Origin of the sequence: Enteractinococcus helveticum (assembly GCF_001657475.1) — a bacterium.
Classification (GTDB): Bacteria; Actinomycetota; Actinomycetes; order Actinomycetales; family Micrococcaceae; genus Yaniella; species Yaniella helvetica.
This window is the reverse complement of record NZ_LXEY01000010.1, coordinates 12,493-36,856: the sequence shown is the minus strand read 5'-3', so window position 1 is coordinate 36,856 and position 24,364 is coordinate 12,493. Positions and strand designations below refer to the sequence as shown.

The 24,364-nt window shown below is 54.8% G+C and carries 21 protein-coding genes and 2 pseudogenes; 13 read left to right on the top strand and 10 right to left on the bottom strand.

Features of this window, described 5'->3' with window-relative positions:
• Positions 1 to 665 precede the first annotated feature (665 nt).
• Positions 666 to 983, bottom strand: a pseudogene (locus A6F49_RS02650) (integrase core domain-containing protein); the annotation flags it as partial.
• Between the two features lie 150 nt (positions 984 to 1,133).
• Here A6F49_RS02650 and A6F49_RS02645 point away from each other — a divergent pair.
• The 5 genes and pseudogenes from A6F49_RS02645 to A6F49_RS18795 all read left to right on the top strand — a co-directional run.
• Positions 1,134 to 2,339, top strand: a complete 1,206-nt coding sequence (locus tag A6F49_RS02645) for a tyrosine-type recombinase/integrase (RefSeq protein ID WP_043056912.1) — start codon at positions 1,134 to 1,136, stop codon at positions 2,337 to 2,339.
• Positions 2,336 to 3,289, top strand: a complete 954-nt coding sequence (locus A6F49_RS02640; RefSeq protein ID WP_043056913.1) for a tyrosine-type recombinase/integrase — start codon at positions 2,336 to 2,338, stop codon at positions 3,287 to 3,289. Before A6F49_RS02645 ends, A6F49_RS02640 begins: the two co-directional genes overlap by 4 nt.
• Positions 3,286 to 3,555 carry a site-specific integrase gene (locus A6F49_RS18270; RefSeq protein WP_201120217.1) on the top strand — a complete coding sequence of 90 codons (270 nt, stop codon included), beginning with the start codon at positions 3,286 to 3,288 and terminating at the stop codon, positions 3,553 to 3,555. The genes A6F49_RS02640 and A6F49_RS18270 overlap by 4 nt, the downstream gene beginning before the upstream one ends.
• 3 nt (positions 3,556 to 3,558) lie before the next feature.
• Positions 3,559 to 4,326 carry a tyrosine-type recombinase/integrase gene (locus A6F49_RS02635; RefSeq protein WP_201120216.1) on the top strand — a complete coding sequence of 256 codons (768 nt, stop codon included), beginning with the start codon at positions 3,559 to 3,561 and terminating at the stop codon, positions 4,324 to 4,326.
• 289 nt (positions 4,327 to 4,615) lie between these two features.
• Positions 4,616 to 4,753, top strand: a pseudogene (locus A6F49_RS18795) (IS3 family transposase); the annotation flags it as partial.
• Positions 4,754 to 4,807: 54 nt separating this feature from the next.
• Here A6F49_RS18795 and A6F49_RS02625 read toward each other — a convergent pair.
• The 7 genes from A6F49_RS02625 to A6F49_RS02595 all read right to left on the bottom strand — a co-directional run bounded on the left by A6F49_RS02625 (position 4,808) and on the right by A6F49_RS02595 (position 12,511).
• A complete protein-coding gene (locus tag A6F49_RS02625) occupies positions 4,808 to 5,002 on the bottom strand; it encodes a hypothetical protein (RefSeq protein WP_052504683.1) in 195 nt (64 codons plus the stop codon).
• A 232-nt stretch (positions 5,003 to 5,234) separates the two neighbouring features.
• Positions 5,235 to 5,678: a hypothetical protein gene (locus A6F49_RS02620; RefSeq protein WP_052504684.1), complete on the bottom strand. Its 444-nt coding sequence runs from the start codon at positions 5,676 to 5,678 to the stop codon at positions 5,235 to 5,237.
• Between the two features lie 647 nt (positions 5,679 to 6,325).
• Positions 6,326 to 7,771 carry an aspartate ammonia-lyase gene (locus A6F49_RS02615; protein WP_235604832.1) on the bottom strand — a complete coding sequence of 482 codons (1,446 nt, stop codon included), beginning with the start codon at positions 7,769 to 7,771 and terminating at the stop codon, positions 6,326 to 6,328.
• Between the two features lie 97 nt (positions 7,772 to 7,868).
• Entirely contained in the window at positions 7,869 to 8,183 is a 315-nt protein-coding gene (locus tag A6F49_RS02610) for a hypothetical protein (RefSeq protein WP_043056916.1), read from the bottom strand.
• Positions 8,184 to 8,222: 39 nt separating this feature from the next.
• Positions 8,223 to 9,530 carry a flavin monoamine oxidase family protein gene (locus A6F49_RS02605; RefSeq protein WP_043056917.1) on the bottom strand — a complete coding sequence of 436 codons (1,308 nt, stop codon included), beginning with the start codon at positions 9,528 to 9,530 and terminating at the stop codon, positions 8,223 to 8,225.
• Positions 9,531 to 9,897: 367 nt separating this feature from the next.
• Positions 9,898 to 11,340, bottom strand: a complete 1,443-nt coding sequence (locus tag A6F49_RS02600; RefSeq protein ID WP_043056918.1) for a purine-cytosine permease family protein — start codon at positions 11,338 to 11,340, stop codon at positions 9,898 to 9,900.
• Positions 11,341 to 11,554: 214 nt separating this feature from the next.
• Positions 11,555 to 12,511 (bottom strand): LysR family transcriptional regulator, encoded by a 957-nt coding sequence (locus A6F49_RS02595; RefSeq protein WP_043056919.1) that lies wholly within the window; start codon positions 12,509 to 12,511, stop codon positions 11,555 to 11,557.
• A gap of 106 nt (positions 12,512 to 12,617) precedes the next feature.
• On the opposite strand from A6F49_RS02595, the gene A6F49_RS02590 reads away from it, so the two are divergent.
• From A6F49_RS02590 to A6F49_RS02570, 5 genes are read left to right on the top strand one after another with little or no spacing between them, the layout of a single operon-like run.
• The gene (locus A6F49_RS02590; RefSeq protein ID WP_082911551.1) at positions 12,618 to 13,934 is read left to right on the top strand and encodes a flavin-containing monooxygenase; all 1,317 of its coding nucleotides are present in this window, start codon (positions 12,618 to 12,620) and stop codon (positions 13,932 to 13,934) included.
• Positions 13,931 to 14,362: a RidA family protein gene (locus A6F49_RS02585; RefSeq protein WP_043056920.1), complete on the top strand. Its 432-nt coding sequence runs from the start codon at positions 13,931 to 13,933 to the stop codon at positions 14,360 to 14,362. The genes A6F49_RS02590 and A6F49_RS02585 overlap by 4 nt, the downstream gene beginning before the upstream one ends.
• Complete coding sequence (locus tag A6F49_RS02580) at positions 14,359 to 15,030, top strand: DUF1028 domain-containing protein (RefSeq protein ID WP_043056921.1); 672 nt, start codon at positions 14,359 to 14,361, stop codon at positions 15,028 to 15,030. The genes A6F49_RS02585 and A6F49_RS02580 overlap by 4 nt, the downstream gene beginning before the upstream one ends.
• Positions 15,023 to 16,180, top strand: a complete 1,158-nt coding sequence (locus tag A6F49_RS02575; RefSeq protein WP_052504685.1) for a M20 family metallopeptidase — start codon at positions 15,023 to 15,025, stop codon at positions 16,178 to 16,180. The genes A6F49_RS02580 and A6F49_RS02575 overlap by 8 nt, the downstream gene beginning before the upstream one ends.
• Positions 16,177 to 17,658 carry an aldehyde dehydrogenase family protein gene (locus A6F49_RS02570; protein WP_043056922.1) on the top strand — a complete coding sequence of 494 codons (1,482 nt, stop codon included), beginning with the start codon at positions 16,177 to 16,179 and terminating at the stop codon, positions 17,656 to 17,658. Before A6F49_RS02575 ends, A6F49_RS02570 begins: the two co-directional genes overlap by 4 nt.
• A 296-nt stretch (positions 17,659 to 17,954) precedes the next feature.
• Here the strand turns inward: A6F49_RS02570 and A6F49_RS02565 are convergent, their stop codons facing one another.
• Positions 17,955 to 19,202, bottom strand: a complete 1,248-nt coding sequence (locus A6F49_RS02565) for a M20 family metallo-hydrolase (RefSeq protein WP_043056923.1) — start codon at positions 19,200 to 19,202, stop codon at positions 17,955 to 17,957.
• Between the two features lie 13 nt (positions 19,203 to 19,215).
• Positions 19,216 to 20,871: an amidohydrolase gene (locus tag A6F49_RS02560; RefSeq protein WP_043056924.1), complete on the bottom strand. Its 1,656-nt coding sequence runs from the start codon at positions 20,869 to 20,871 to the stop codon at positions 19,216 to 19,218.
• Between the two features lie 106 nt (positions 20,872 to 20,977).
• Here A6F49_RS02560 and A6F49_RS02555 point away from each other — a divergent pair, with 106 nt between their 5' ends.
• The 3 genes from A6F49_RS02555 to A6F49_RS02545 all read left to right on the top strand — a co-directional run bounded on the left by A6F49_RS02555 (position 20,978) and on the right by A6F49_RS02545 (position 24,197).
• Positions 20,978 to 22,183, top strand: a complete 1,206-nt coding sequence (locus tag A6F49_RS02555; RefSeq protein WP_043056925.1) for a helix-turn-helix domain-containing protein — start codon at positions 20,978 to 20,980, stop codon at positions 22,181 to 22,183.
• A gap of 92 nt (positions 22,184 to 22,275) precedes the next feature.
• Positions 22,276 to 23,634 (top strand): MFS transporter, encoded by a 1,359-nt coding sequence (locus tag A6F49_RS02550; RefSeq protein WP_235604831.1) that lies wholly within the window; start codon positions 22,276 to 22,278, stop codon positions 23,632 to 23,634.
• A 173-nt stretch (positions 23,635 to 23,807) separates the two neighbouring features.
• The gene (locus A6F49_RS02545) at positions 23,808 to 24,197 is read left to right on the top strand and encodes an MmcQ/YjbR family DNA-binding protein (RefSeq protein ID WP_043056926.1); all 390 of its coding nucleotides are present in this window, start codon (positions 23,808 to 23,810) and stop codon (positions 24,195 to 24,197) included.
• Positions 24,198 to 24,364: the final 167 nt, after the last annotated feature.

Sequence of the window (24,364 nt, the reverse complement as noted above, 5' to 3'; positions counted from 1 at the left end):
AAGCCGAACTGACCGGGTTTTGGGTTACGAGAAACGCCCCGCAGAAGGCCGTGGGACCGAGAATTGCCGCCACAGGTTGCATCCGAAAACAGTGCCGGCGGTAGGCTAACCGAGTCTCCACGAGCATCACACCGCCCCCGATTAGTGTGGAAAGCCAGACTGCCCCTAAAGTCCTTTGACGGCTACGGCGGACCTGCATCAGGTTCACCACGGATTAGGGAAGAGACCAACAGGTCAGTTTGGATTTCATTGACCACGCCCAATGACCTTGTCTTGTATGGCGACGTCGTCACCGGCAAAACCCACCTGGCGATCACCATAGGCGTGGCATCAGGCCAATAAGGTATCGCTGCAAAATACTTCACCACCGACTCACTGCCGACCACCAAACTGGAATTTGCCCGCTGGGGCACCGTATTCATCGACGACATCATGGCCGATACCGTCCACTACTGCTGATTCCTACAATTCCGCAGTGAATCCTAACGCATGGAAAACGCCTTGATGACACCCTTCGCGCCATTGTGGCAGGAAACTCATGCCACGATGGCCGGATTCTTATCACTTTAATGGTCGAGATCTCATTGATAACCTCCACCTTAACCAAGCCGCTAACTCAGCACAAAAGGTTGGGCCTGCTGCACGGTTAGGTGACAGGTGTTGTGTCAGGCAGCGAGTACCACCTGGGTGTTCATCATGGCCTCAAATTCCACAGGGGTCAACCTGCCGAGCCGGGATTGTCGACGCCGACGATGGTAAGTGCGTTCGATCCAGGTGACGATCGCGATGCGAAGCTCGCCCCTGGTGGCCCAGGGTTTGCGGTCCAGTACGTTGTTTTGCAGTAGCGAGAAGAAGGATTCCATCGCGGCGTTATCGCCTGCGGCGCCGACTCGACCCATGGAGCCGACCAGCCCATGATGCTTTAGGGCGCGCACAAATTTTCGTGAACCGAACTGCGATCCGCGGTTGGAATTAACCCGAATTCGGGTTAATGCGGATTAAGCCGAGGTTTGGGTTAAGCCGAAGAATTCGTTTGTGGCGCATGTTGGTGCGGTTGTGTCAGGATTCCTCGGCTTAACATAGCTGCTGATTCTAAGGTTTGTTGTATCCGAAACGCTTGAAAGGAGCGGGTCATGGATATAACAATCAAACAGCTCGGCGGGGTCGTCGTGGTGGCACTGCGTGATGCCGGGTATATGGAATCCACGATCGGTAATTACCAGAAAACCATCAACGCCCTGGCTGAGTATGCCGGCGGTATGGACCAGCTTTATATTGTGGAGTTGGGTGCGAAGTTCGCAACGATGACCACCAGCCCTCGGACCGGGAAATTTAGTGCTGTGCGCAGATTTGATTACGGTCGGTTTGTGCGTGTGAGCAATTCGTATCTGGAAACTGGTGTGGTCTCCTTGGCCGTGACAAAGCGCGGTGGAGGTGGAGCACGGCCCGTGGGCCACGATTTCACAGCCTTAGCAACGGCGTGGGAACACGACATGGCCCAACGTGGCTTAGCGGCCCAAACACAAGATTACTACGGTCGATTGGCGCGGAGTTATCTGGTGTTTCTGGAAGACCAGGACATCGTTGATTTGGCTGATGCCGATGGTGCAAGTGTGCTGGCCTTTGTCGAGTCGTTGATGGGGCGGTGGGCGGCGACCACCCTGTATGGGATCGTGACGAATTTCCGTCCGTTTCTGAAATTCACTGGTCGCACTGATTTGGTCGCGGCCATCAATATGGTGCGTGCTCGACGGCAGGTCAAAACGCCACCGGTGGTGGATGCGGCCGATCAGCAACTGGTCGTTCAAGCGTGTGCCACCGGGGTGGTATCTGCCCGGGACGCGTCCATCACACTGCTGGCCTTGGTGACGGGGTTGCGAGCCTGTGACCTCATCGGACTGCGATTAGCAGATATTGACTGGCGTGGCCACCTGCTCCATGTGCTGCAGCAGAAAACTGGCAATCCTGTCACGCTGTCAGTTCCAGCATTGGTGATCACCAAACTGGCCCACTATCTGTTGCATCAACGCCCTGCTACCGATGATGATCATGTCTTTGTACGCTCGATAGCACCCCATACTCGGCTAGCCGATCATGCCTCGATCTATACCGTGATTGACAAGACCTTCCGGGCAGCCGGGGTCACAGGAGTCAAAGCCGGCACCCAATTACTGCGCCATAACGCTGTTGCGAACATGTTGCAAGCTGCCGTTGCGCTACCAACGATTTCGGCGGTGTTGGGTCACGCTCGTCAGGAATCGACCAACGTGTATCTCAGTGTTGATGAGCAACGGCTACTGCAGTGTGTGCTGCCCATTCCGGCAGGAGCGCGATCATGAACGATTATGGTTTTACCAGCGTATTTGCGCACCACCTCACCCAGTATCTGGAGTTCAAACTCCAGCTGGGGTTCTTTGGGAAATCCAGGATCTGGCATCTACAGAAATTTGATGCCTACTGCACCCAGCATGGCCGAACAGTGTTTGATCGTGACACGGTTGAAGGATGGGTGACCCATCATCTGCAAACCAATACCTACCGCTCGTGGTTTTCCTATATCCGAGATTTCGGCCGGTGGCTCCACACCCAAGGCCACGACACTGCCTATGTGTTATCTGATCGGTGGATAGCAGGCCGTTCCCAATCTCAGCCGTATCTATTTTCGAGCAGCCAGATTGAGCAGTTCTTTGGGGCAGCCACCCAGTTGACCGTGCATTCGCCGTGGCGGTGGCAAGCCGCAGCGTTTTTCGGGTTAATGCACTGCTGTGGACTCCGAACCGGTGAAGCCCGCGGTTTGAAAACAACCCATGTCGATCTGACCGATGGCTGGTTGGATATTGTGTCTGCAAAAAACAATCGGAGCCGACGGCTACCCATCACCGATGAACTCATCGACCTCTTGGCTGGCTGTGAGCGGGCCACTGCTGAGCAGTTCGGAGCTGACCGGGACACGTTTTTTGTCTCGGCCATTGGCACCCCGGTGAGCTCTGTGGCAGTCGGCGTGATCTTCAAGCACATTTGGGATCAAGCAGGGCTCGGGCGACCGATGCAGGCCAAACCTCCCCGTCCCTATGATTTTCGGCATCACTTTGCCTATGCCAATATTGAACGGTGGCGACACAACGGTCAAGATATTGGCGCGCTATTACCGTATTTATCACGGTATATGGGCCATGCCACCTTTGAATCCACTTACTACTACATTCACACCAGCCCGGATTTCCTGGACGCCTACGCCGACATCACCCAGCACACAGGCGAGATTTTGCCGGAGGTAGGTTTCCAATGAAACGCCACCCCAACACCGATACCTTAGCGTTCTGGCACGCAGCCCGAGATTATCTGCACGCCTATCTGCCAACGGTCAGGAAACTGGCCGTCAAAACGATCCAAGCCTACCGCATCAGTTTAGAATGCTTCATCACCTACCTCACCGACGACCAACATATCCCGCGCGAAGAGATCAGTTTCGACCACTTCCACCGCGACCAGCTGAAAGCCTGGCTGGCCTGGATGAACACCGAACAACACTACGCACCACGCACCATCGGATAGCGCTTGACCGCGCTCAAAGCCTTCTTAGATTACGCATCCCAAGAAGACATCCGACTGGTGGCGTTGGCCCAAGCCGCCAAAAGCCTGCGCCCACCCGTAGCACCACGACAACCCGTGGAATACCTCACCCAACCCGAAACCCGTGCCATCCTGGCGGCTTTTACCGGCCAGCATTCGAAATCCCGGCGCAACCGGATGCTGCTGATCATGCTCTACGACACCGCCGCCAGAGTCAGCGAACTGACCGGTCTGACGCTTCAAGACCTAGCGCTCACCGAGCCAGCACGGGTGACGCTGACCGGGAAACGCAACCGCACCCGAGTCGTGCCCTTGACAACCAAGACCATCGAACATCTGAAAGTGTATCTGGCAGAATTTCATCCCAACCCAGATATCCTGCCCGCAACCAGGCCGGTGTTTTATAGCTTGCACCGCGGTCAACCAACAAGACTCTCGACCGATACCGTAGCAGCAGTATTGAAAACCGCCGCCAAAACAGCTGCACTCGAATGCCCCTCGGTCCCAGACAACGTGTATTGCCATATGCTGCGCAAGATCAAAGCCATGGACCTCTACCAACAAGGTGTGCCACTACCGATTATCATGCGCCTGCTGGGTCATGAACATGCCTCCACCACCTCGGCATTCTATGCCTTTGCCACCGTTGACATGATGCGACAAGCCGTCAAAGCGGCCACACCGGCTATCACCACGGCAAGCACTCAACCGCTCACCAATGACCAGATTCAAACCCTCTACAGCCTGAGATAACTAAGATTGTTAAGCCGAGGAATTCTCGCACAACCGCACCAGCATGCGCCATAAACGAATTCTTCGGCTTAACCCAAACCTCGGCTTAATCGGAATTAACCCGAATTCGGGTTAATTCCGACAGAGGGTCTCAGTTCACCTCGGCGCAGTTTCAGGCGTCGTGTGCTGGCAATGGGGTGACTCAGTCCATGGGCCGAACTGGCGTGTGCTGGGATAATTCCGTGGCCGAAACTGGTTCTCACATTTCAAAACAGAGTTCTACCACCACCAACGCTTCGCCACCCACCGCGAAGCCGAAGCCGCCATCCTGAGGTACATCGAATCGTGGTACAACCGCCGTCGACCTAACCAACGAGCCGGTGGCTACCCACCGGTCCATGCCTGGAATGACTACTTCACCAGCGACCAAGAACTCTTGGCCGCATAACCAGAAAAACAATCAACAGAAACTGTCTCAAAAAGTTGACGAGCGCAAACAAACTTAGTATCCCGTTTTAGGTATTGATGTGGATCTGTTGGGTTTCAGCGGGGTGATGATCCGCTTCAGCGAGGCTCGGGTCTGGGTTTGCATGTATCGGGGCACAGCCAAGGCCATGAACACCACCGTGAGATGGGATTCAATGGCTTCGCGGGTGTGGTGATACATTGGCCGGGGAGGCGGGTCAGTTTTGGACATCCGAAAGGATTGCTCCACATGTCATAACTGGTGGGGGAAGCCACGACCCCGGCGGCGTTCCCCACGGTATCATCGAGGTTGGTGATGTAGGCTTTTCAGCCGGCAATCCGTGCGCTTCGGTTATAGATCGCCTGGTCAAAGACCATGATCGCGCCCTGAGCTGTGACAAACGGGGTCGAACTCACGGCCCGTTAACCCTTCACGACTCTCATCGCCCGTTGCTGTTGTGCTTTTAGGGTGGTGGCATCCCGGCTGGCGCGTTTGGTCTGGTATTGCCACTCGGCTCGGGAGCATCGGTGTCTGGATCCCACACCGGCACAATAATGGTGTCGAGCGGCTCATTGGCTGGTTTGAACCGGTCTCGGGTTGTCACGGTACTGTTGGTGGCAGTGTGAGTGTGATGGTGGAAACTCGCCGCCAGGTCCCAGGGTGCTTTGGTTTGTTTCGAACCCACAATAAAGCGCAGCCCGGCGGCATCAATGGCTGCCAAATTCGTGTCCGAGAGCATCCCAGCTTCGGTCACCACGACCGTGTCAGCGACCTGGTGACGAGCCTGGAGGGCTTGGATCACCAGCAGGATGGTGTGAATCTCAGCGGTGTGACCTTCAACGCTGTGGATTTCTAATGGAAACCCGGCCCGGTCTACGACTGAACCCACCACAATTTGCAGATCCACGCGGCGTCCTTTGAAATACCCGACCTTGCGGTAGTCATCTTCCTACCTGCCCGGCCTCAAAATAGCAGGTTGTGACATCATAGAGAGCAAGCAGACTCATGCCGGTGGTCGGCAGGCTGTGGTCAAAACAGGCCTGAGCAATGGGTCCACGTTACTCCCTGCTGCTAGGCACGCTTGAGCGCATTGAGCAAAGTGTTCTGATGCACCGCCTGAACGCCGAGCTTGGCCAGCACGCGCGATTTTTCTGTCCCCGAACCTCCGAACGATCTGCACCGGGATGGCCCCAGGTCCTGTTGTCACTCTGCTCAAAAACAAACAGATGTCCCCAACATAGTGCGCCTATTTAGACACCCAAAACAGCAACCCGAAACTAGCTGACATGGCACGACGCGACCACAACGCAAAAATCAACGCTCACTTGTGGAAGTCGGGTGCCACCCCCTTGCAGTGGGACTGGCCTGTGCATCACGATACGCTGCCACTGCATGTATCGTCGGTGACAGGGACCATTGCGCGAACCTGCGCTACAACATCGAACTCAATACACTTAGATATCGAAGGCATGGTGGTCTTGAATAAGGCCGATTTTTCTTTGACCAAGCTATCCACGAAGAGTCCTAGTCAGGTTGTTTGTTAATCTCTGGAATTTAGACTTTTTCAGACGCGAGGACGGTGTCGTCACGATCATGACCGGTTAGTTTTTTAATGGACAACAGCTCGGCGAGCTGGTCCTCGGTGAGTAAACCCTGTCTGCGGATATTCGTTAGCACGCTGCCACCGTGCTCTAAAGTATCGTGTATTAATTTTGCTGCAGCCATGTATCCCAGAGCTGGAGTGAGAGCAGTAATAATACTGACCGATTCGGCGATCCGTTCCTCCAGAACCGAGTTGTTAGCTTCAATCCCGTCAATGCAACGTTCACGTAGAGTATCGCAAGCGTGTGTCAGCCAAGTGAGGGATTCCAAGAGACTATGGGCGATGATAGGTCCGAAGGCGTTAAGTTGAAGTTGACCTGCCTCCACCGCCAGCGTAACGGTGGTATCTGCTCCTATGACATGAAATGCTACTTGATTGACCATTTCTGGGATGACCGGGTTGATTTTGCCTGGCATGATGGATGATCCCGGTTGAACGGCAGGCAATCTGATCTCAGCAAGCCCAGCTTGCGGTCCAGATGACAAAAGTCGGAGATCACTGGAGATTTTTGAGAGTTTCACTGCTGAGCGTCGTAGCGCCGATGAAACCGTTAAGAAAGGACTCGCATCCGAGGTCGCATTTATGAGATCTATGGACGACGTGATTGGTAAGCCAGTGATGTCAGATAACGCGGATATGACACTCTCGCTATAAGCGCTGGAACTTGTGATGCCGGTACCAATGGCTGTGCCACCGAGGTTGGTTTCAAGGAGTTTTGGTTCGAAAGTGTCGATTAGGTCAATTTCCTCTCGAACCGAAGAGGCAAACGCCTGAAATTCCTGGCCCAGGGTCATTGGAACGGCATCTTGAAGTTGTGTTCTACCAACTTTCAGAATCGAGGAGAAACGTTGTGCCTTCAAAGAGAACGAATCAGCCAATGCGCTATACGCTCTCTTAAGTTCTTGCATATCACGAAGCAATGCCAGTTTGAGTGCGGTGGGGTAAACGTCGTTGGTTGATTGACTCCGATTCACATGATCTAGTGCATGGATACGCTGCGCACCCGGTTGCATGTCGTTCAGCAGCTCAGAAGCCCGATGAGCAATTACTTCGTTGGCATTCATATTGGTGCTCGTTCCCGCGCCACCTTGGATTTGATCAATAACGAAGTATTCATCGAGGTCCCCATCCATAACTTCCTGAGATGCCTGTTGAATTGCGGCTGACGCTGCACCACCCAGCAGTCCCTGTTGTTCATTTGCTTGGGCAGAAGCTTTTTTGATCGCTCCAAGAGCCCAGATGAGTGAGCGTAATTTGCTGAGGGGATTGCCAGAAATTGCGAAATTCTCTAGTGCGCGCTGTGTGCTTGCGCCCCAGTAGGCGGTGGAGGGGACTTCTACAGATCCTAGACCATCAACTTCAATCCGGGATTGTTTATTGGTGTTATGATTCGCCAACGTGAAACTCCTCATTGGAATTGTAGGAACGCACCAGTGAACGGAACATTTGGGACGTGGCCAGAACATGGGTTCTGCCCACGTCCCAAGGTTTGGATTAATAGGTTCGGAGCGGATCTGCTGACGCTGAAGGCATTTCTTCGGCCGCGATTTTGAGATCGTGAAGCAGTTCTGCATATGCTGCAAAATCCGCAATGGAGCTACCAGCAGCGTTTGCGGCTTCCGCATCTTGTTCGCTCTGGTAAATCCAGATCTCTGTACAACCCCCATTTGAGTCGTGTGAAAACACCGGAACCTCAAGTAAATTCGGGTGGTTTGCTTTTATCGCTAGAATTGCTTTGCGGCGCAGATCTAGAAAACTCTCGTCGACTACATCGACTTTATAGGTTACATATTCTACGTAAGCGGTCATGTGTTGAGCTTCCTTTAAGGTTGTTTTAATGATTACTAGTTATAGAGTGCGGGAAATTCGTCGGGCGGTTCGCATACCGCTTTCAATAGCGCCATCAATGAAACTGGTCCACCCGTGGGCATAGTCAGCGCCGGCTAGCCATGTGCGAGTATGTTTCGTTAGCAAGGTTGTTGCATCCCCTGTGAGTTGACACGGGCGGAACATAGTCCACGTTTGCTGAGCGAATTCATCATTCACCCAGTCATGTGAGTCCACTGCCAAAACTTCGAGATCTGGCCGGTATTCGTGTAGTGCCTTCTGTACTTCAGCAACGTTATTGCCGTCCAAGCGTGACGCGTCAGGTGCGAACGCAACGAGGACACTGTCCCCATCCAAATCATTTTCATACTGGATCCAGTGCAACGTGTCCTGGCTCGTACCCAAACAATGGAACGGTTTGTGCTGGCCTTGCACTCGCATCCATACCTTCAGACCGTTGGACGCTTGACCCGCTTGGGCGATGCTGAGTGCGTTGGGATCAAACGGTCCATTGAATTCTAAGTTCTTCAGCGCATTGATCGGAACAGTAACGATAACCTGCTTGGCCGAGTAGCGTTGTCCGTCACGCGTGGTAACAACTACCTGGTCTTCTTGTTCATCGATTGATGTAACGGGGGAATTGAGCTTCACCTGGCTTTTCGAATCATTTTGGATGGCGTTGAGGAGTTCTTGGGTGCCGTTGACAAACTTATATCGTTCAGTGATTTCTGCCAGGTATTTCCAATCTTGGTTGGCTAGGGCACCCCAGCGTAGTGCTGTGGTGAAACCACCGCGTTCAGCGTCGCAATTGAAATGCAATGCCCAAATGCCGTTCAGGACATCCTTCTCTTCAGTAGAGACGTCCAGCTCATTAATGGCTTCTTCGATAGTTTTTGGATCGAGTTCATGAGCAAGGTCAGTGAGCGGAAATGGATCATGCGGTGTTGGGAATGCCTCCAAGGACCGTGACAGCAGTTGGTTCATGCCGTTATCAAGTACATCGGCCAGATCATCAGGCGTCCCAGTGCTCAAGCCGTTCCGGGTTTTCCAGTAGGCTTCCTCCGCAAACGGTGTGATATATAGGGGAAGGTCGTAGCGTTTCACTTCTGACCACACATACGGCATGGCCCAGTGCACCCACGTTCCGCCCATCTCAAGCGGTATGCCGATGTCGCTTTCTTTAGTCCAAGTACGGCCAGCAAGTCGATCGCGACCTTCCAAAATGATGGACTCCAGGCCCAGGTTGCTGAGCTCGCGTCCTGCTGTGACGCCAGCGAAGCCACCTCCGATGATGATTACATCGGTGGAATTACTATTTGCGTTACTCATGGGAGTGGCACCTCTATCTAGTAGACCGGAAGTAGTTAAAACACAGTTGTTTTAAAGATTGATTGCGTAGCTATTCGTATCCACACGAGCGGCGAGCCTTCTCCGTCGTTTGATGACTTTGGTATTCAGTGTGGAATGAAAAGGTAAAAGGTTCTATGCACTATTGTGCGAGAGTCAAGTCACATCAGGCAAATAGTTGAAACCTATGTTAGGTAACAAAAAATCAGATGCACCAGGTCGCGAAGCAGGCTGAGGTTCGTTGTGTATCTACTTTGTGATGTCCTCGTGACGTTGGAGGCTTGTATGTCAGATTTTCAATTGGCACGCACCGCGGACAGGGCAACAGCCCTGCCCGCGGTGGTAGACGCTATGATTTGAGGGTTTTGTCTGCTGCTTGCAGTACTTGAACATCAGATCCTGTGTTTACTGGGTCAGGTTTGGCGAAAAATCGTTGCAGTACCAAGAAGACGACCCCTGTAAAGATAAACCCGATGAGCCAGGAGATATCGATGTAGTTCAAGCTGGCTGCTAGCGGGCCATCGAAGAAAGGGCTCATCATAAATGGAATTTGAGAAGCGAGTCCAATGAAGTAGCTAACTAGGCCTACAGCGTTCCACTTGCCGTAGCGTCCACCGTCTCGTCGGAATAGGTCTGCGACCTCGTAGTCGCCCTTCTTGACGATGAAGTAGTCGGCTAAGTTGATCGCCGACCACGGTATCAGTGCATATAGGAGCAGGTTTAAGAAGCTCTCAAACCAGAACATGAAGTTGCCCTGCCCAAGAACCGCGATGATCGTTGAGACTACTCCTAGGACTAGGGTGGTAGCAACACGAGTATTCGTTGTAATGGTAAGTTTTCGGAAGCTAGAATGCATGACGGTCAGGCCATTCATCACTGCTGAGTACAGCTCAATTCCATTAATGATGGCGGAAGTGAGTGCAAAGATGATAAGTACTGCAAATCCGATGAGTCCGAGGTATGACGAGAGCCCTTCAAGTGGATTGGTGGGGGCCACGGTACCGAGAAGGACGCCGAGAATCATGACGAAAACTGAGCTGGCAACCAAGCCAATATAGGTAGACCAGAACGCGGTCTTCGGGCCGGTCGCCTTGGGTAAGTATCGTGTGTAGTCCGAAACGTATGGTGCATAGGCAAGCTGCCAGACCACGCCGATCGCCATCACAGCAAAGAATGCTTCAACTGAGAATGTCGCTTGTGCGGAATTTTCTAGCACTTCGGGACGGAACCACAGCAAGGCCATCGACACTGCAACGGAAATTCCAATGATCCAAGATAAATAGATCATCGTCTTACGAAGCAAATCGTAGCCGAAGATGCATAGTATGATCCCGATCGCTGCGAAGCCAACGATAGCGACCGTTCCGTCTATTGACGGAAGGACTAAAACGAGGGCATCTTTTGCTACGACAAGAATGCTGGCAAAGAAGCCGATAAACATAATCAGGGCAATCAACGCAAAGAGAGCTCCGCCATAAAAGCCAAACTGTCCGCGCGCTTGCAGCATCTGTGGAATGCCCAGGTGGGGCCCTTGGGATGCGTGTAGCGCCGATCCAAACGCACCGATGACATTTCCTGCGAGAATGGCGACAATACTCCAACCAATCGGTAGGTTGTAGGTGCCCGTTGCTACAGCTCCAGTGACGGCAGCCAGGGGCATCATATTGAGGCCCATCCAGATTGCGAAAACGGACCAGGTAGTTCCGGTGCGCGCATTTTCTGGAATGGGCATAATGTGTTGTTTTTCGAAGCGTACAAAAGATTTTGTAACGACGGGTGGTTCGTAACTCACGGAGAGCCTCCTCAGGGGCCCATTGGATCTTTGTCGGATCTACTATCGGGCCATCAAGTGCATTGATCGCAACGGATGTGCTGTATCTCACATGATTGCAGCTAGGGGTGGTTCCGTAAAATATATATAAAGCATTAGATCTATCAGTTAAGTAGATATTGATGGCTCAGGCGTGAATTTGCGATTGGAGATTTTGTCCTTCAAGGCAGTTTTGTCACTGGTGCGTGCCAGTCGAGGAGTTGCCTCCTTGCATGAGTTCGGTGGCGATTGTAGCAACGGCCCGAGTTCGCGCAGAGGGGCGCACATCGGCAGGGTGGGTGAGGCAAACGTCAAGCGACGGTGCGTAGTCATCGGCGATTGGAATTGCCCGCAACTGGCCCCCGTCATACGTGGAATTCGATTTTGGGATGTTGTTGAGTATTGAAAAACCATGGCCGCGTGCGACTAGTGAGCGTACCGTCTCGTAGCTGCGTGAGCTGTGGCGAATGTGTGGCTTAACGTTGGCGGCTTCTAGCATGCTCAGAAAGTACTCGCGTGAGTGAGGGATGTCGAGGAGGACCATGTCCCATCCCTGAAGGCTTGAAAGCGAGATCTTTTCCTGGCGGGCCAGGGCTGTGTCTGCTGGCAAGATGACATGTGGTGCAGAGTGGTATAGACGCTTGAAGGTAACTCCTTGGAATGCGCCAAAATCGTAGGTGAGGGCGGCTTCGACAGTGCCATCCAAAAGCATTTTTGATGTCTCATCGAAATCTGCTTCGAAAACCTCAATGCGTAAGTTTGGATGCTGGTTGCCGAGTTCCGAGATGAGCTGGGGCAGGATAAACGGCGCAAGCGTTACGAAGCAGGCCAGGCGAAGAACCCCTTCGACTGCTGTATCTTGGGTTCTCACGTTTTCAGTGAGTTCGTCCAGTTGTGCGAGCAATGATCGTGCATCCTTCAGTAACTGTTCGCCACTGATTGTTAGGGCCAGGCCTTTGCTCGGTTGTCGGATAAAGAGCTGCACGCCGAGGGTGTGCTCAAGCTGTGCAATGGCCGTGGATACAGCCGATTGCGCGATATATAGTTCTGCAGCTGCCCCGGTCATAGAGCGGTGAGCGGCGGCCGTAATGAAGTACTTCAGTTGTGTGAGTGTGACGTCTTTGCGGGCGGGTTTGTCGGAATTTGCAGGCACGGTATCACTTCTTTAGATGGTGTCGTTCTCTTTTATGAAGTTTACAGATGAATTCAGGGTCGGCAATATGGACGTGACAGACCTTACACATCCCGGAGGGAAGACAATGGTACAACCAGACGTAGAAGTCTTAGTGGTAGGTGGTGGCCAAGCGGGCATTGCGATGAGTGAGCACCTATCAAAAATGAATGTGTCGCACGTCGTCGTGGAGCGCGACCGTATAGCAGAACGGTGGCGTACTGGCCGGTGGGACTCCCTTGTAGCAAATGGTCCCGCCTGGCACGATCGTTTTCCGAACCTAGACTTTGATGTGAACCCGGATGCTTTTGCAACCAAAGATGAGGTCGCTGCTTATCTGGAACAATATGCGAAAACATTTGCGGGACGCATTGAAACCGGTGTTGAAGTGACGTCTGTGCGTCGAGCATCCCAGGATTCCCGATTTGAAGTACAAACGACAATGGGCGACTTCAAAGTTAACTATGTGGTTGCTGCCACCGGCCCCTTCCAAAAACCCGTGATTCCAAATGTCGTCCCAGCAGATACAAATATCCAGCAGTTGCACTCACATCATTACAAGAACCCTGAGCAACTGCCAGAAGGTGGTGTGCTGGTAGTTGGCGCTGGATCTTCTGGCGCTCAAATAGCTGCTGAGCTCACCAAAGTCGGCAGGGATGTTTATCTTGCGGTGGGTCCGCATGACCGCCCACCACGCAGTTATCGCGGCCGCGATTTCGTCTGGTGGCTAGGCGTCTTGGGTAAATGGGACATGACCACCCCGGGTCCCAATACCGAACACGTTACGATCGCGGTTAGCGGTGCAGAGGGTGGCAAAACGGTCGATTTCCGTGGGCTAGCCCAGGAAGGTATTACGCTGTTGGGTCGTGCAGCATCATTCGACTCAGGAACGATGCGCTTCAATAACGATCTGCAAGAGAATATTGCCAGAGGCGATGAAAACTACTTGTCACTCCTTGAAGAAGCCGACGCATATATCGAGCGTCACGGTCTTGATCTGCCGGAGGAACCGGAGGCCAAAATCCTCGGACCAAACCCACCGTCGTTGGAGAATCCGATTCTCGAGTTGGATCTAGCAGGTGCTGGTATCGCCAGTATTATCTGGGCCACTGGGTTTACCCAGGATTACAGCTGGTTAGAGGTCGACGCCTTCGATGCACAAGGACGGCCCATACACCAGCGCGGGGTATCTAACGAACCGGGTGTATATTTCCTCGGTCTACCCTGGCAGTCACGGCGCGGTTCTAGTTTTATTTGGGGAGTCTGGCATGATGCAAAATACCTGGCAGACCAGATCGATATTCAGCGCTCGTACGCCAACTACCGTCCGTCAGCAAAGCAGGATGAACGCTCGGATGAGTTGATCAAACACGTCGTTACGCAACCAACAGGAGTGAGCCAATGAGCACCCACACACGAATTCGGAAATTCAATACACGTGAAACATACCCAGAACAAGATCTCGATAATGATCTCTGCCAGGCAGTAGTAGCCAACGACGTCGTGTATCTGCGTGGACAGATTGGACAAGACCTGGACAGCCGTGAATCAGTTGGCATCGGTGATGTAGAAGTTCAAACAGAAAAAGCGATGTCGAACATCGCCATGTTGCTGGAAGAATGTGGGTCCTCATTAGAGGATATCGTCAAGGTAGTGGTGTATTTGACGGATATCCGGTACCGCGAAACTGTTTATCGTGTGATGGGTAAGTGGCTTACGGGCGTCTACCCTGTATCCACAGGACTTGTCGTTGAAGCGCTAGCGCGCCCAGAATGGCTCGTTGAAATTGATGCCACAGCGGTCATCAGTACGGAAGGCGGTCAAACTCTATGACCTTTTCTATCGTTGCTCGCGATAATACCGGAGCGTTTGGTTCTGCAGTTTGCTCATCATCCCCTGCGGTTGCAGCTCGATGCATGCATCTTCGAGACGGAGTTGGTGTCGTAAACTCTCAGAATGTGACTGATCCGCGATTAGGCGCAGTGCTCCTTGATCAGTTATCAGTTGGCAAAACGGCCACGGAAGCTGTGGCGGATGTTGCCGTCAGTACGCAACACGTTGAGTATCGTCAATTGTTGGTATTAGGAGCGGATCAACCTGGGGCAATATTCTCCGGAACTGAGGCCCTAGGAGTCGTAGGCGAAGCTGCTGGAGCCAATTCCTTGGCAGCTGGCAATCTCCTGGCAGATGCCAACGTTCCACAGGTTATGGTTGAGGCATTTGAGACTGCAACTGGGGATTTGGAGAGTCGATTAATGGCGGCGATGCAGGCTGCTAAAGCAGCCGGCGGGGAAGCGGGACCTGTACATTCCATCGGGATGGCGGTCGTTCGCGAGGCCGGCTGGCGGGTCACGGACCTGCGTATCGATTGGACCGAAGACGACCCGATTCAAGGGCTCCAGGATCTGCTAGAAATTTGGCTGCCGCAACGCGATGATTATGTAATCCGTGGGTTGAATCCGACCTTCGCGCCGTCCTATGGAGTGCCGGGCGATGAATGAACTAACGATCTTGAAGACTGCCGCGAAGGCATCAGTCGATGACGGAGCGGCTGACCTCATCGCACTTTCTAACCAACTCCACGCAAACCCAGAAATCGCATGGCAAGAACATCAAGCGGTGGACTGGGTCTCCGATGTGCTTGCAGCAAATGGTTTTGAAGTGACCAAACCTTACCTCGGGTTTGAAACCGCATTTTTCGCAGAATTGGGGACAGGGTCACGCAGGGTCGGCTTCATGGCGGAATACGATGCGCTGCCGGGTCTTGGTCACGCATGCGGCCATAACATTATCGCCGCTAGTTCCGTAGGCGCTGCACTCGCCCTGGCTCCGCTTGCTGATGAGCTGGACCTTACGATTCGCGTTTACGGTACTCCTGCTGAAGAAGGCGGAGGCGGGAAAATCGAACTCCTCGACGCAGGTGCCTTCCACGACTTGGATTTTGCGATGATGGTACACCCCGCAGCCGTGGATATCGCCGAAGCAGAACCGTTCGCTGTGGCACATCAGCACATCGAATATTCCGGTATTTCAGCTCATGCTGCCGCATATCCCGACGAAGGCGTCAACGCCAATGATGCCTTCGTGGTCGCGCAAGTGGCTATTGGACTCTTACGACAGCAATTGCCGACTGACACTCGTGTTCATGGGATTCAAACGGTTGGCGGGTTTGCTCCAAATGCGATTCCAGAAAAAACTGAAGGTCGGTGGTATACCCGTGCCAACAGCTTGACTGAGCTAGAACGGTTGGATGAGCGTGTTACTGCTTGCTTTGAAGCGGGCGCATTAGCATCAGGTACATCGTTGAAGATCACCCAAGAGTCTAAACCTTACGCAGAGTTTCGAACGTATCAGCTCGCGCTTGATGCGTATAAGAAAAATGCGATTGCACTGGGAAGAGTATTTGCGGATCCGATGACGGCCGGACGGATGAATCGAGCTTCAACGGATATGGGCAACGTCTCGCAGGTAGTACCTGCAATACATCCATACATTGGCGTCGATTCATTACCTTATACCAATCATCAAAAAGAGTTTGCCGACGCATGTATTGGCCCTCAGGCAGAGCGCGCCTTACTGGATGCAGGCGTATTGATGGCCTGGACCACGATTGACCTTTTCGGTACGACGGAGATGAAAGAAGAACTATGACTACGAAAAACTGGACTGCCTACGCTGCTGAACTGTCGATCGATGGTCGGGCATTTATTGATGGTCAACGCGTCGAATCACAAGACGGTGGCACGGTGCCCTTGATTAGTCCGGCCACATTGAAACCACTCACCGAACTCTTTAACGGGACTGACGAGGACGTGGACGGCGCTGTTAGTGTTGCCAGGAAGTCGTTCGATTCGGGGGAATGGTCAAAGCTGAGTGCTGCCGAACGCGGTGAGGTGCTCATCAGATTAGCCGACTTGCTCATGAAACATCTTGATGAGTTCGCCATGCTGGAATCATTGGACTCGGGAAAGCCCATTGGTGAGACGCGCAGTGTTGATATACCTGGTGCGGCTGCTACTTTCCGATGGTACGGTGAGCTTTCCGATAAGCACTATGATGAAATTCCAGCGACACCAACGGGTGCCACCGCATTAGTGCGTCGTGTACCGCTTGGGGTCATTGGTGCCATCGTTCCGTGGAACTATCCGCTTGAGATTGCGGCATGGAAACTTGCTCCCGCTCTGGTGACAGGTAATAGCGTCGTCATTAAACCGGCCAATGATACCCCGTTGACGGTGCTCCGATTGGCTGATCTCGCCATCGAAGCCGGAGTGCCCAACGGGGTTTTGAACGTGGTGCCGGGTGGCGGCTCCACGGTGGGCGCACGCATCGCGCGACATCATGGTATCGACATGTTGGCTTTTACCGGGTCAACGCCGGTTGCAAAGCAGTTGATGGTTGATGCTGGCCAATCCAATCTCAAAAGGGTGGCGCTTGAAGCCGGTGGCAAAAGCTCCAACGTGATTTTTGCTGACGCCGACCTTCGTAAAGCAGCCGAGAAAGCGGCCTTTGGCGCGTTCTACAACAATGGTCAGGTGTGCTCGGCCAACGCCAAAATTCTCGTCGAGCGCAGTGCTCATGACGAATTTGTACAGTTGTTAGTCGAAGCAAGTAGTGCTTTTGACCCGATTGATCCGCTATCCGGCGATGCTGGAAATGGCAGTCTAGTGAACCAATCGCATACCGATGATGTTGCCAGCGCTATTGAAAAGGCAGCGAATGATGGCGAATTGGTCAGGGGCGGCGAACGGATCACCATCACCGGGTCGGACGCTTACCTTCGGCCCGCCGTGGTCACCGGACTATCTGTTGATCACGAGCTACATCGCCGTGAAATTTTTGGCCCTGTGGTCGGAGTGTTACCTTTTGATTCCGAAGAAGAAGCTATCCAAATCGCCAACGATACCGAATACGGTCTGGCTGCTTCGCTGTGGACAAGTGATTTTAGCCGTGTCCATCGCGTTGCCGATCGACTGGTAGCCGGTACCGTTTCGGTGAATACCGTTGATGCGCTCGGACTCACCACACCGTTTGGAGGATTCCGTCAGTCTGGATTCGGCCGCGACTTATCGCGACACGCTATCAACAACTACACGGATCTTAAAACCACGTGGTTGCAGCACGACTAGGCAAGAACTAACCGTTCTTGTCGAATACGAGAAGTTCTAGTCGAGTCGCGCACCGGTCCTGAGGCACCGGTGCGCGACTGCATGTCCTGAGAGTATGTGCTCATCGGGGTGAATTATTGTTGTGTGGATTGCCATCTTGGTAGTCGAATTTACGAATCCCTTGTATCACGAACGCCAGCCCGCAACTTGGTAGGGCGGTAAAGGCCTAAGTCGCGGGGCTGCCCCTGACTACCACTTACATAATCGTGTTCCGGCCTTCGGTCAAGCATCAGTACCTATGGGGCATCGCGGCGGATTCATGCCTCATGGATATCAACGAGCTCGCCGGTGATCAGGCGTTCGGCCACACCGGTGAGCATGTCGACGCCAGCCAGCATGTCCGCATCGGTGGTGAACTCTTTTTCGTTGTGCGAATAGCCGTCGCGGCTTGGCACAAAGAGCATTACGGTGGGGACTTGTTCTTTGAGGTTTGTGGAGTCGTGACCGGCGACCGTCTTAATGTATTGGAATGGTTCGTCGAGCTCGCTGACCACTTCTTCGGCCAGTTCAAGACCGGCGGCGTGGTACGGCATCAGCCCCCACTGGTGGGTCAGTTCTTGAGTGATCTCGACGCCGGCGACGGCTTCAATCGCATTGCGCTGCTGCGCCAGTACGACTTCGGCGTCGGCGAGTACTGTGGTGTCAACCGAGCGCAGATCCAGGTTGATGATAACTTCACCGGCATAGGTGACCGGCGAATTCGGGAACAGCTCCAGTATGGACACCGAGGTGTGGAGCAGGCCTTCGGGGAACTGGTCGACAAGTTCTCGGGCTGCGACGATGAATTTTGCGGCACCGTACAGTGCGTCTTTGCGCTGTTCCATCGGGGTGGCGCCGGTGTGTCCCTGTTCGCCCGTGATGGTGACGGTGTATTTTTTGGCACCCCAAGTGGCATCCACAAGCCCGATGGTGTTGCCTGCGCGTTCCAGGATCGGGCCCTGTTCAATATGGATTTCGGCGTAGCTGGCGGCCTGCGGAGATGATGCGCAACGCTGGACCTCTTCGGCGGCAAGCGCGTCGGCAACACTGATGCCGGACTTATCCGTGACGGCGAGTGCTGCGTCGAGTTCCAGGTCGCCGGTGTAGACGCTGGAGCCCATCATCGACGGGGTGAAGCGGGAGCCTTCTTCGTTGAACCAATTGACGACCGCCAGGTTCAAGGACGGGGTGAGTTGGCCGGCGTCGATTTTTTCCATGATGCGGTGGGCAGCGTGAGCGGCGGCGAGTACGCCGTAGGCGCCGTCGAATTTTCCACCCATTGGCTGCGAGTCGAGGTGGGAGCCCAACAGAACGTAGGGGGCACCGGGAATGTATTCCTTGACGCCAAATTGGTTGCCGATAGCGTCCTGGTGCTCGGTGAGGCCTATGGCATGGAAGGTGTCGCGTAGCCAGGCTCTGGTCTGAAGGTCAGCGGCTGTGCCGGCCTGCCGGTCCACACCGCCGCCTGCGGTCGCACCGACGGCGGACATGTGCTGGAAGTCGGTCAGAAAATCGCGTGATGTCATGGGTTCCTGGGGGTTAGTGAGCGTCGAGTTGGCCGTATTCGATGACGCCGCCGACCATGGTGGCAACGATTGGGATGTGGGCGACCTCGGCGACGTTCACATGCAGTGGATGTGCCCCAAGGACGACCAGATCAGCGAGATAACCGCTGGCCAGCGTGCCTTTCTTGTGTCCCCACCCGGTTGCCCGAGCAGATCCAACGGTATACGCGTGCAGAGCTTCGGCAACGGTAATGCGGTCGTTGATCCCGTATGGGTTGCCTGCTTCGGTAAGTCGTTGGGCGAAAGCTTGGATGACAGCAAGTGGTGCCCCGTGGGCGACCGGACGGTCCGAGCTTCCAGGGAGGATCATACCAGCGTCGAGCAATCTTCGTGCTGGATACGACAGCGTGGCGCGATCTGGGCCAAGATTGTGGAACATCCCCTCGCCAAATACGGAAATGAAGTATGGCTGGGGGACCAGCACAATGTTCTGGTTGGCCATCAGGGTGATTTGGTCGTCGCGGACCACCCCGCCGTGTTCGATGCGGTCGGGTAGCGGGCCGGGGCCGTGGATGCGGCGGGCCTGGGTGATGGTTTCGATGGCAAAGTCGATGGCCGCATCGCCGATCGCATGCAGGGCCAGCGCCCAGCCGGCGCCGGCGGCGTCAATGACGTTGGCGCGCATGGTTTCGGGGTCGCCCTGCATATAGCCGTGGTTGTGCTGACAATGCGCGTATTCTTCGGTCATCGCGGCGGTTGCACCGAGCAGGGAACCATCGGTGAAGACTTTGACCGGTCCGATCTGCAGGCGCGCATCGCCCACCCCCGAGCGGATGCCTGCATCCAGGCCGCGGGCTGATGGGTCGTTGGTGTGGCCGGGCAATTCGTGCAAGGCATCCATGGTGATCATGGTTTGGGAGCGGTGTTTGAGCAGGCCACGGTCGGCAGCCAACTGATACGCTGCGAATTCTCGTGGAGTATGCCCGATCCAACCCCCGGCAATCCCCGCATCGGTCACCGACGTCAGCCCCTCGGTCAGGTAGTGCTGCGACGCCGCGGCAAGGGCATCTGCCACCGGTTCGAGCGCCTCGGGCTGCAGTAAATCCTGAACAGCGCGCATCGCGTTCTCATCCAGTAATCCGGTGGCTCGGCCCGTCTCATCCGTGACGATTTCGCCACCCTCCGGCTGCTCGGTGGGGCGGTCTTCAACGCCCGCAAGACTAAGCGCCACCCCGTTGACGGTGTACGCGTGGCCAGAGCGATGTTTGATCAGCACCGGGCGCCCCAGGGCAACCGTATCGAGACGATCACGATCCACACTGCCGGTCATCTGCAGGGGGTTGAAATTCGAACAGATCACCCAATCGCCACGCTCAAAGGAATTGATGCGCGATGCGATGGCGGCATAAACGTCGTCGGGAGTCTTCGCCTCGGCCAGATCGATTTCAATCAGCGTCTGCCCAAACCACACACTGTGGGCGTGCACATCGTTGAACCCGGCCACAATGCACGCACCTGCCGCATCAAACACCTGGGCAGGTGCCGCAGCGTCCGGGCCAGCCAGTAGCGGATCAAGTTGTTCATCAAGGCCCACGATGAGCCCCTGCCACATCCCAATCCGGGAGGCCGTGGGGCGGTTGGGATCACCCGTCACGATCTGTGCATTGTGAATCAGGGTATCCAAGCGCATAACCGCAGCATCCTTTCGACGTACATTACTCCTAGCCTGATTCAATAAAGGTTGGCTCTGCGCTGCAATGGCAAAATATGACCCTGAGCCCTCTAGAATTATGCATATGCCTAACGACACTCGCCCAGCAGAACCCGCCGACGACGCCGTAGCCCAGATTGCAGCTACGCCAAATGCGGCCAGCTGGCAGGCCATTTTGCAACGGGTTGCCGATGACCTGGATTCGATTGTCGACGATTTTCTGGCCGAACTGCACGGTCGCAGCCTGTACGAAGACGGCCTGGTGGAGCTCACCGATTTACGGCACACCGCGATCGAGACCTTTCGCTATTTATTAGACCGGATGATGGGCAAACCCATGACCGAGCACAAGCAGAACGCGGCGCGACGGCTTGGGGTTCGCCGCGCCCGACAGAAAATCCAGATCGAAGACCTCATGGCTGCGATCCGTTTAGACTTTGTGGTGCTGTGGCGTCGCATCCGAGCCACGATGAGCCCCGACGAGATGCCGGTGTTAGTCGATCACGCCGAGACCATGTTGACCACGATTGAGCGCTACATTCGCGAAGTGCAGCTGGAGTTCCTGGCAGAAACCGCACGGATTGCCCGAGACGCGCGGCTGGCCACCGAACGGCACATGGCCCGACTGCTGAACTCCAGCCAACTGACCCCCGCCAGTCTGGATACCATCGCCCAGGGACTCAACGTCGAAGTCAACGCAGAGTTCGAGGTCGTTGTCATTAATGAATCTGCGGTGCTTGAAGTCCAAGATGCGCTGGCCGAACCATTAGCCGCCGGCAAGATCCTGGGCTACCCCTACCGATCGGGCTACTGCCTGATCCAGCAACGCGCACCGAAGGCCACCCCGCTTGCCACACTGTGCCACGACTATGCCGGTGGCTACGCCAGTCGAATCACTGGCTTAGCAACCGTACCCAACGCCGTCGCCGCGCTCACCAGGCTCATGGAATACCAGCCGGAAGCTCCCGGACTGATGAGCATCGAAACCCTCTGGCCCGCGGCAATCTCAGACACGCTGTCCACGTTGCTGCCGGACTTTCCTGACAGCTATCTGGCCGATCTCGTGCAACTTCCAGCACCAGAGCTGCACGAAGTCATCACCACCATCGAACACTTCTTGGACACCGGGTCAATCAAAACCACAGCGTCGCGTGTTGATCGGCACCGGAACACCGTGATCAATCGGTTGCGCAGCTTCGAAGCGACCACTGGGCTCGACGTCAAAATTCCCCGCGACGCCGTGCTGGCAACCCTGGTCCTGGCCTCACCCAAAATGCAAATGCACAAATGACCTCGGTGTCCACAGTGCAAGCTTCCATTGCGTGTGGTGTGGGTCATGCCGAAATATTGGGGTAATCATTCACCCGTACAAGGAGGCTTCGCGTGAGCGACGATTCTCGTTCCCCCGTCGCGGCGGCAGACACGCCCCCGCCGAAGGAAGAAACCCTGCAGGTCAACCCCAAAGACGTCGCGCGCATTGCCCGGGCTGCCTTTGCCGGGACCGCACTGGAATGGTACGACTACTTTTTATTCGGCACCGCAGCAGCGCTGGTCTTCAATTTCCTGTTCTTTACCGAACTGAACCCCACCGCCGCCGTGTTGGCATCCTTTGCAACCTTTGGTGTCGGTTTTGCTGCGCGCCCGATCGGCGCATTCGTATTCGGTATTCTCGGAGACCGCTGGGGACGGCGTCCAACCCTGATCCTGTCGATTGTGTTGATCGGTGTGGCCACCGGCATTATCGGTATGCTGCCCGCCTACGACCAAATCGGTCTCGCCGCGCCAGTCCTGTTAGTGGTTCTGCGACTTTTCCAAGGTCTGGCCGTTGGTGGTGAATGGGGTGGTGCGACCACGATCGCCATCGAACACGCCCCACCGGAAAAACGTGCCCGCTACGCCGCGATGGTCCAGCTCGGCTCACCGGTGGGTACCCTGTTGTCCTCGGGTGCCTTCTCGCTGGTGTTGTTGATGCCAGAAGAAACCGTCAACTCCTGGGGCTGGCGCCTCCCGTTTTTGGCTGCCTTCCCCCTGTTGGCCGTCGCGCTGTGGATTCGACTCAAAGTTGAAGAATCCCCGGTCTTTGAGCAACTCGCCGAAATGGATGACCGACCCAAGGTTCCAGCAGCCGCGGTCTTCACCAAAGCCTTCGGTCGCCTCGTCGTCGCAATCTGTGCAGCCCTATTGGGTGTCGGCGGGTTCTACCTTATGAACACCTATGTCATCTCCTACACCACCACCGTGCTGGACGTCGCTCGCGGCGACGTCGTCAATGCCACGGTCATTGCAGCGCTGGTGCAGATGGTCGTCGTGGTGGTCTTCGGCCGCGTCGCCGAACGCCTCGGCCCGGGTCGCGTCACGTTCATCGGTGGTATTCTGACCGCGCTTGCCGCTTGGCCGCTGTTCATGATGATCGATACCGGTGAAGTCTGGGCCATCATCTTCGCAATCTCTGCCGGCATTGGCCTGTTGACCATCACCTACTCGGTCACCGGCGCGCTACTGGCCGAACTCTTCCCCGTGGAACTGCGCTACTCGGGCGTCTCCCTGGGCTACAACCTAGCCGGGGCACTCACCGGATTCCTACCGTTCATCGCAACCTGGATGACCTGTATCCAAGAAACCCCATCCGTTATGCCAGCCGTCGTCCTGCTGGTCATCGTCTCCCTGCTGACCGCACTGGGCGGGTTCCTTGGCGAACGACTGCGCGTTAAAGACGACGTCGTGATTACCGAAGCCAAATAAGACTTCCCAGCTTACGTAACTGTCTCAGCCCGGGTACTCTTTTTCCATGAAAAAGAGTACCCGGGCTGAGGCGTCATGCCTGCCTTGCTTGCACCACATTGACGCTGCGAAAATGGAGCTACCCTGCGACATGCCGTATTCGACAGGTCATCAGGAGTAGGAAGGCATCACATATGCGACCATCCCAGCTGCACGAATTGGCCAGATCCGTGGCCGACCAACTCCCGTCCTCACAATGGAGCCAGCCATTTGGGCCGGAGTCCGAAGTGTATAAAGTCAAACGCAAAGTTTTCATCATTTTGACCGAAATTGCCACTGGCCCCATCGTGGTGGTCAAAGCAGAACCCGAAGACGCTGCAGCACTCCGTCTGCAATATCCTGAGATCACACCCGGATATCATATGAATAAGCGGCACTGGATTTCGCTTGCCACCGGTACCAGTAACCATCCGGGACTCATCCAGGAATTGATCACTGATTCATACCGCCTCGTGGTGGCCGGACTACCACGTGCTCTGCGACCCATTGATCTCGATACTTTTGGAACTACCCCTCAAACTTGAGCCATCCAATATCGAAACAATTTACTAAGACCGGGATGTTGCCGTCCCTGACGGTGTCGTTTTTCGTGTCTGCGGCAGGCTCTTGGCGGTCAGGGCTTGGAGTGGAAATGTTTGTATGGCATCTCCTATTTGTGCATTCTGCAGGTATCCTGTTTTACATTCTGCAG

Coding starts and splice junctions, on each gene's coding strand:
- A6F49_RS02645 (WP_043056912.1), top strand. CDS start 1,134: ATGGATATAACAATCAAACAGCTCGGCGGGGTCGTCGTGGTGGCACTG.
- A6F49_RS02585 (WP_043056920.1), top strand. CDS start 13,931: ATGAGCACCCACACACGAATTCGGAAATTCAATACACGTGAAACATAC.
- A6F49_RS02555 (WP_043056925.1), top strand. CDS start 20,978: ATGCCTAACGACACTCGCCCAGCAGAACCCGCCGACGACGCCGTAGCC.
- A6F49_RS02610 (WP_043056916.1), bottom strand. CDS start 8,183: ATGACCGCTTACGTAGAATATGTAACCTATAAAGTCGATGTAGTCGAC.
- A6F49_RS18270 (WP_201120217.1), top strand. CDS start 3,286: ATGAAACGCCACCCCAACACCGATACCTTAGCGTTCTGGCACGCAGCC.
- A6F49_RS02565 (WP_043056923.1), bottom strand. CDS start 19,202: ATGACATCACGCGATTTTCTGACCGACTTCCAGCACATGTCCGCCGTC.
- A6F49_RS02560 (WP_043056924.1), bottom strand. CDS start 20,871: ATGCGCTTGGATACCCTGATTCACAATGCACAGATCGTGACGGGTGAT.
- A6F49_RS02590 (WP_082911551.1), top strand. CDS start 12,618: ATGGTACAACCAGACGTAGAAGTCTTAGTGGTAGGTGGTGGCCAAGCG.
- A6F49_RS02575 (WP_052504685.1), top strand. CDS start 15,023: ATGAATGAACTAACGATCTTGAAGACTGCCGCGAAGGCATCAGTCGAT.
- A6F49_RS02570 (WP_043056922.1), top strand. CDS start 16,177: ATGACTACGAAAAACTGGACTGCCTACGCTGCTGAACTGTCGATCGAT.
- A6F49_RS02580 (WP_043056921.1), top strand. CDS start 14,359: ATGACCTTTTCTATCGTTGCTCGCGATAATACCGGAGCGTTTGGTTCT.
- A6F49_RS02625 (WP_052504683.1), bottom strand. CDS start 5,002: ATGTCCAAAACTGACCCGCCTCCCCGGCCAATGTATCACCACACCCGC.
- A6F49_RS02605 (WP_043056917.1), bottom strand. CDS start 9,530: ATGAGTAACGCAAATAGTAATTCCACCGATGTAATCATCATCGGAGGT.
- A6F49_RS02545 (WP_043056926.1), top strand. CDS start 23,808: ATGCGACCATCCCAGCTGCACGAATTGGCCAGATCCGTGGCCGACCAA.
- A6F49_RS02640 (WP_043056913.1), top strand. CDS start 2,336: ATGAACGATTATGGTTTTACCAGCGTATTTGCGCACCACCTCACCCAG.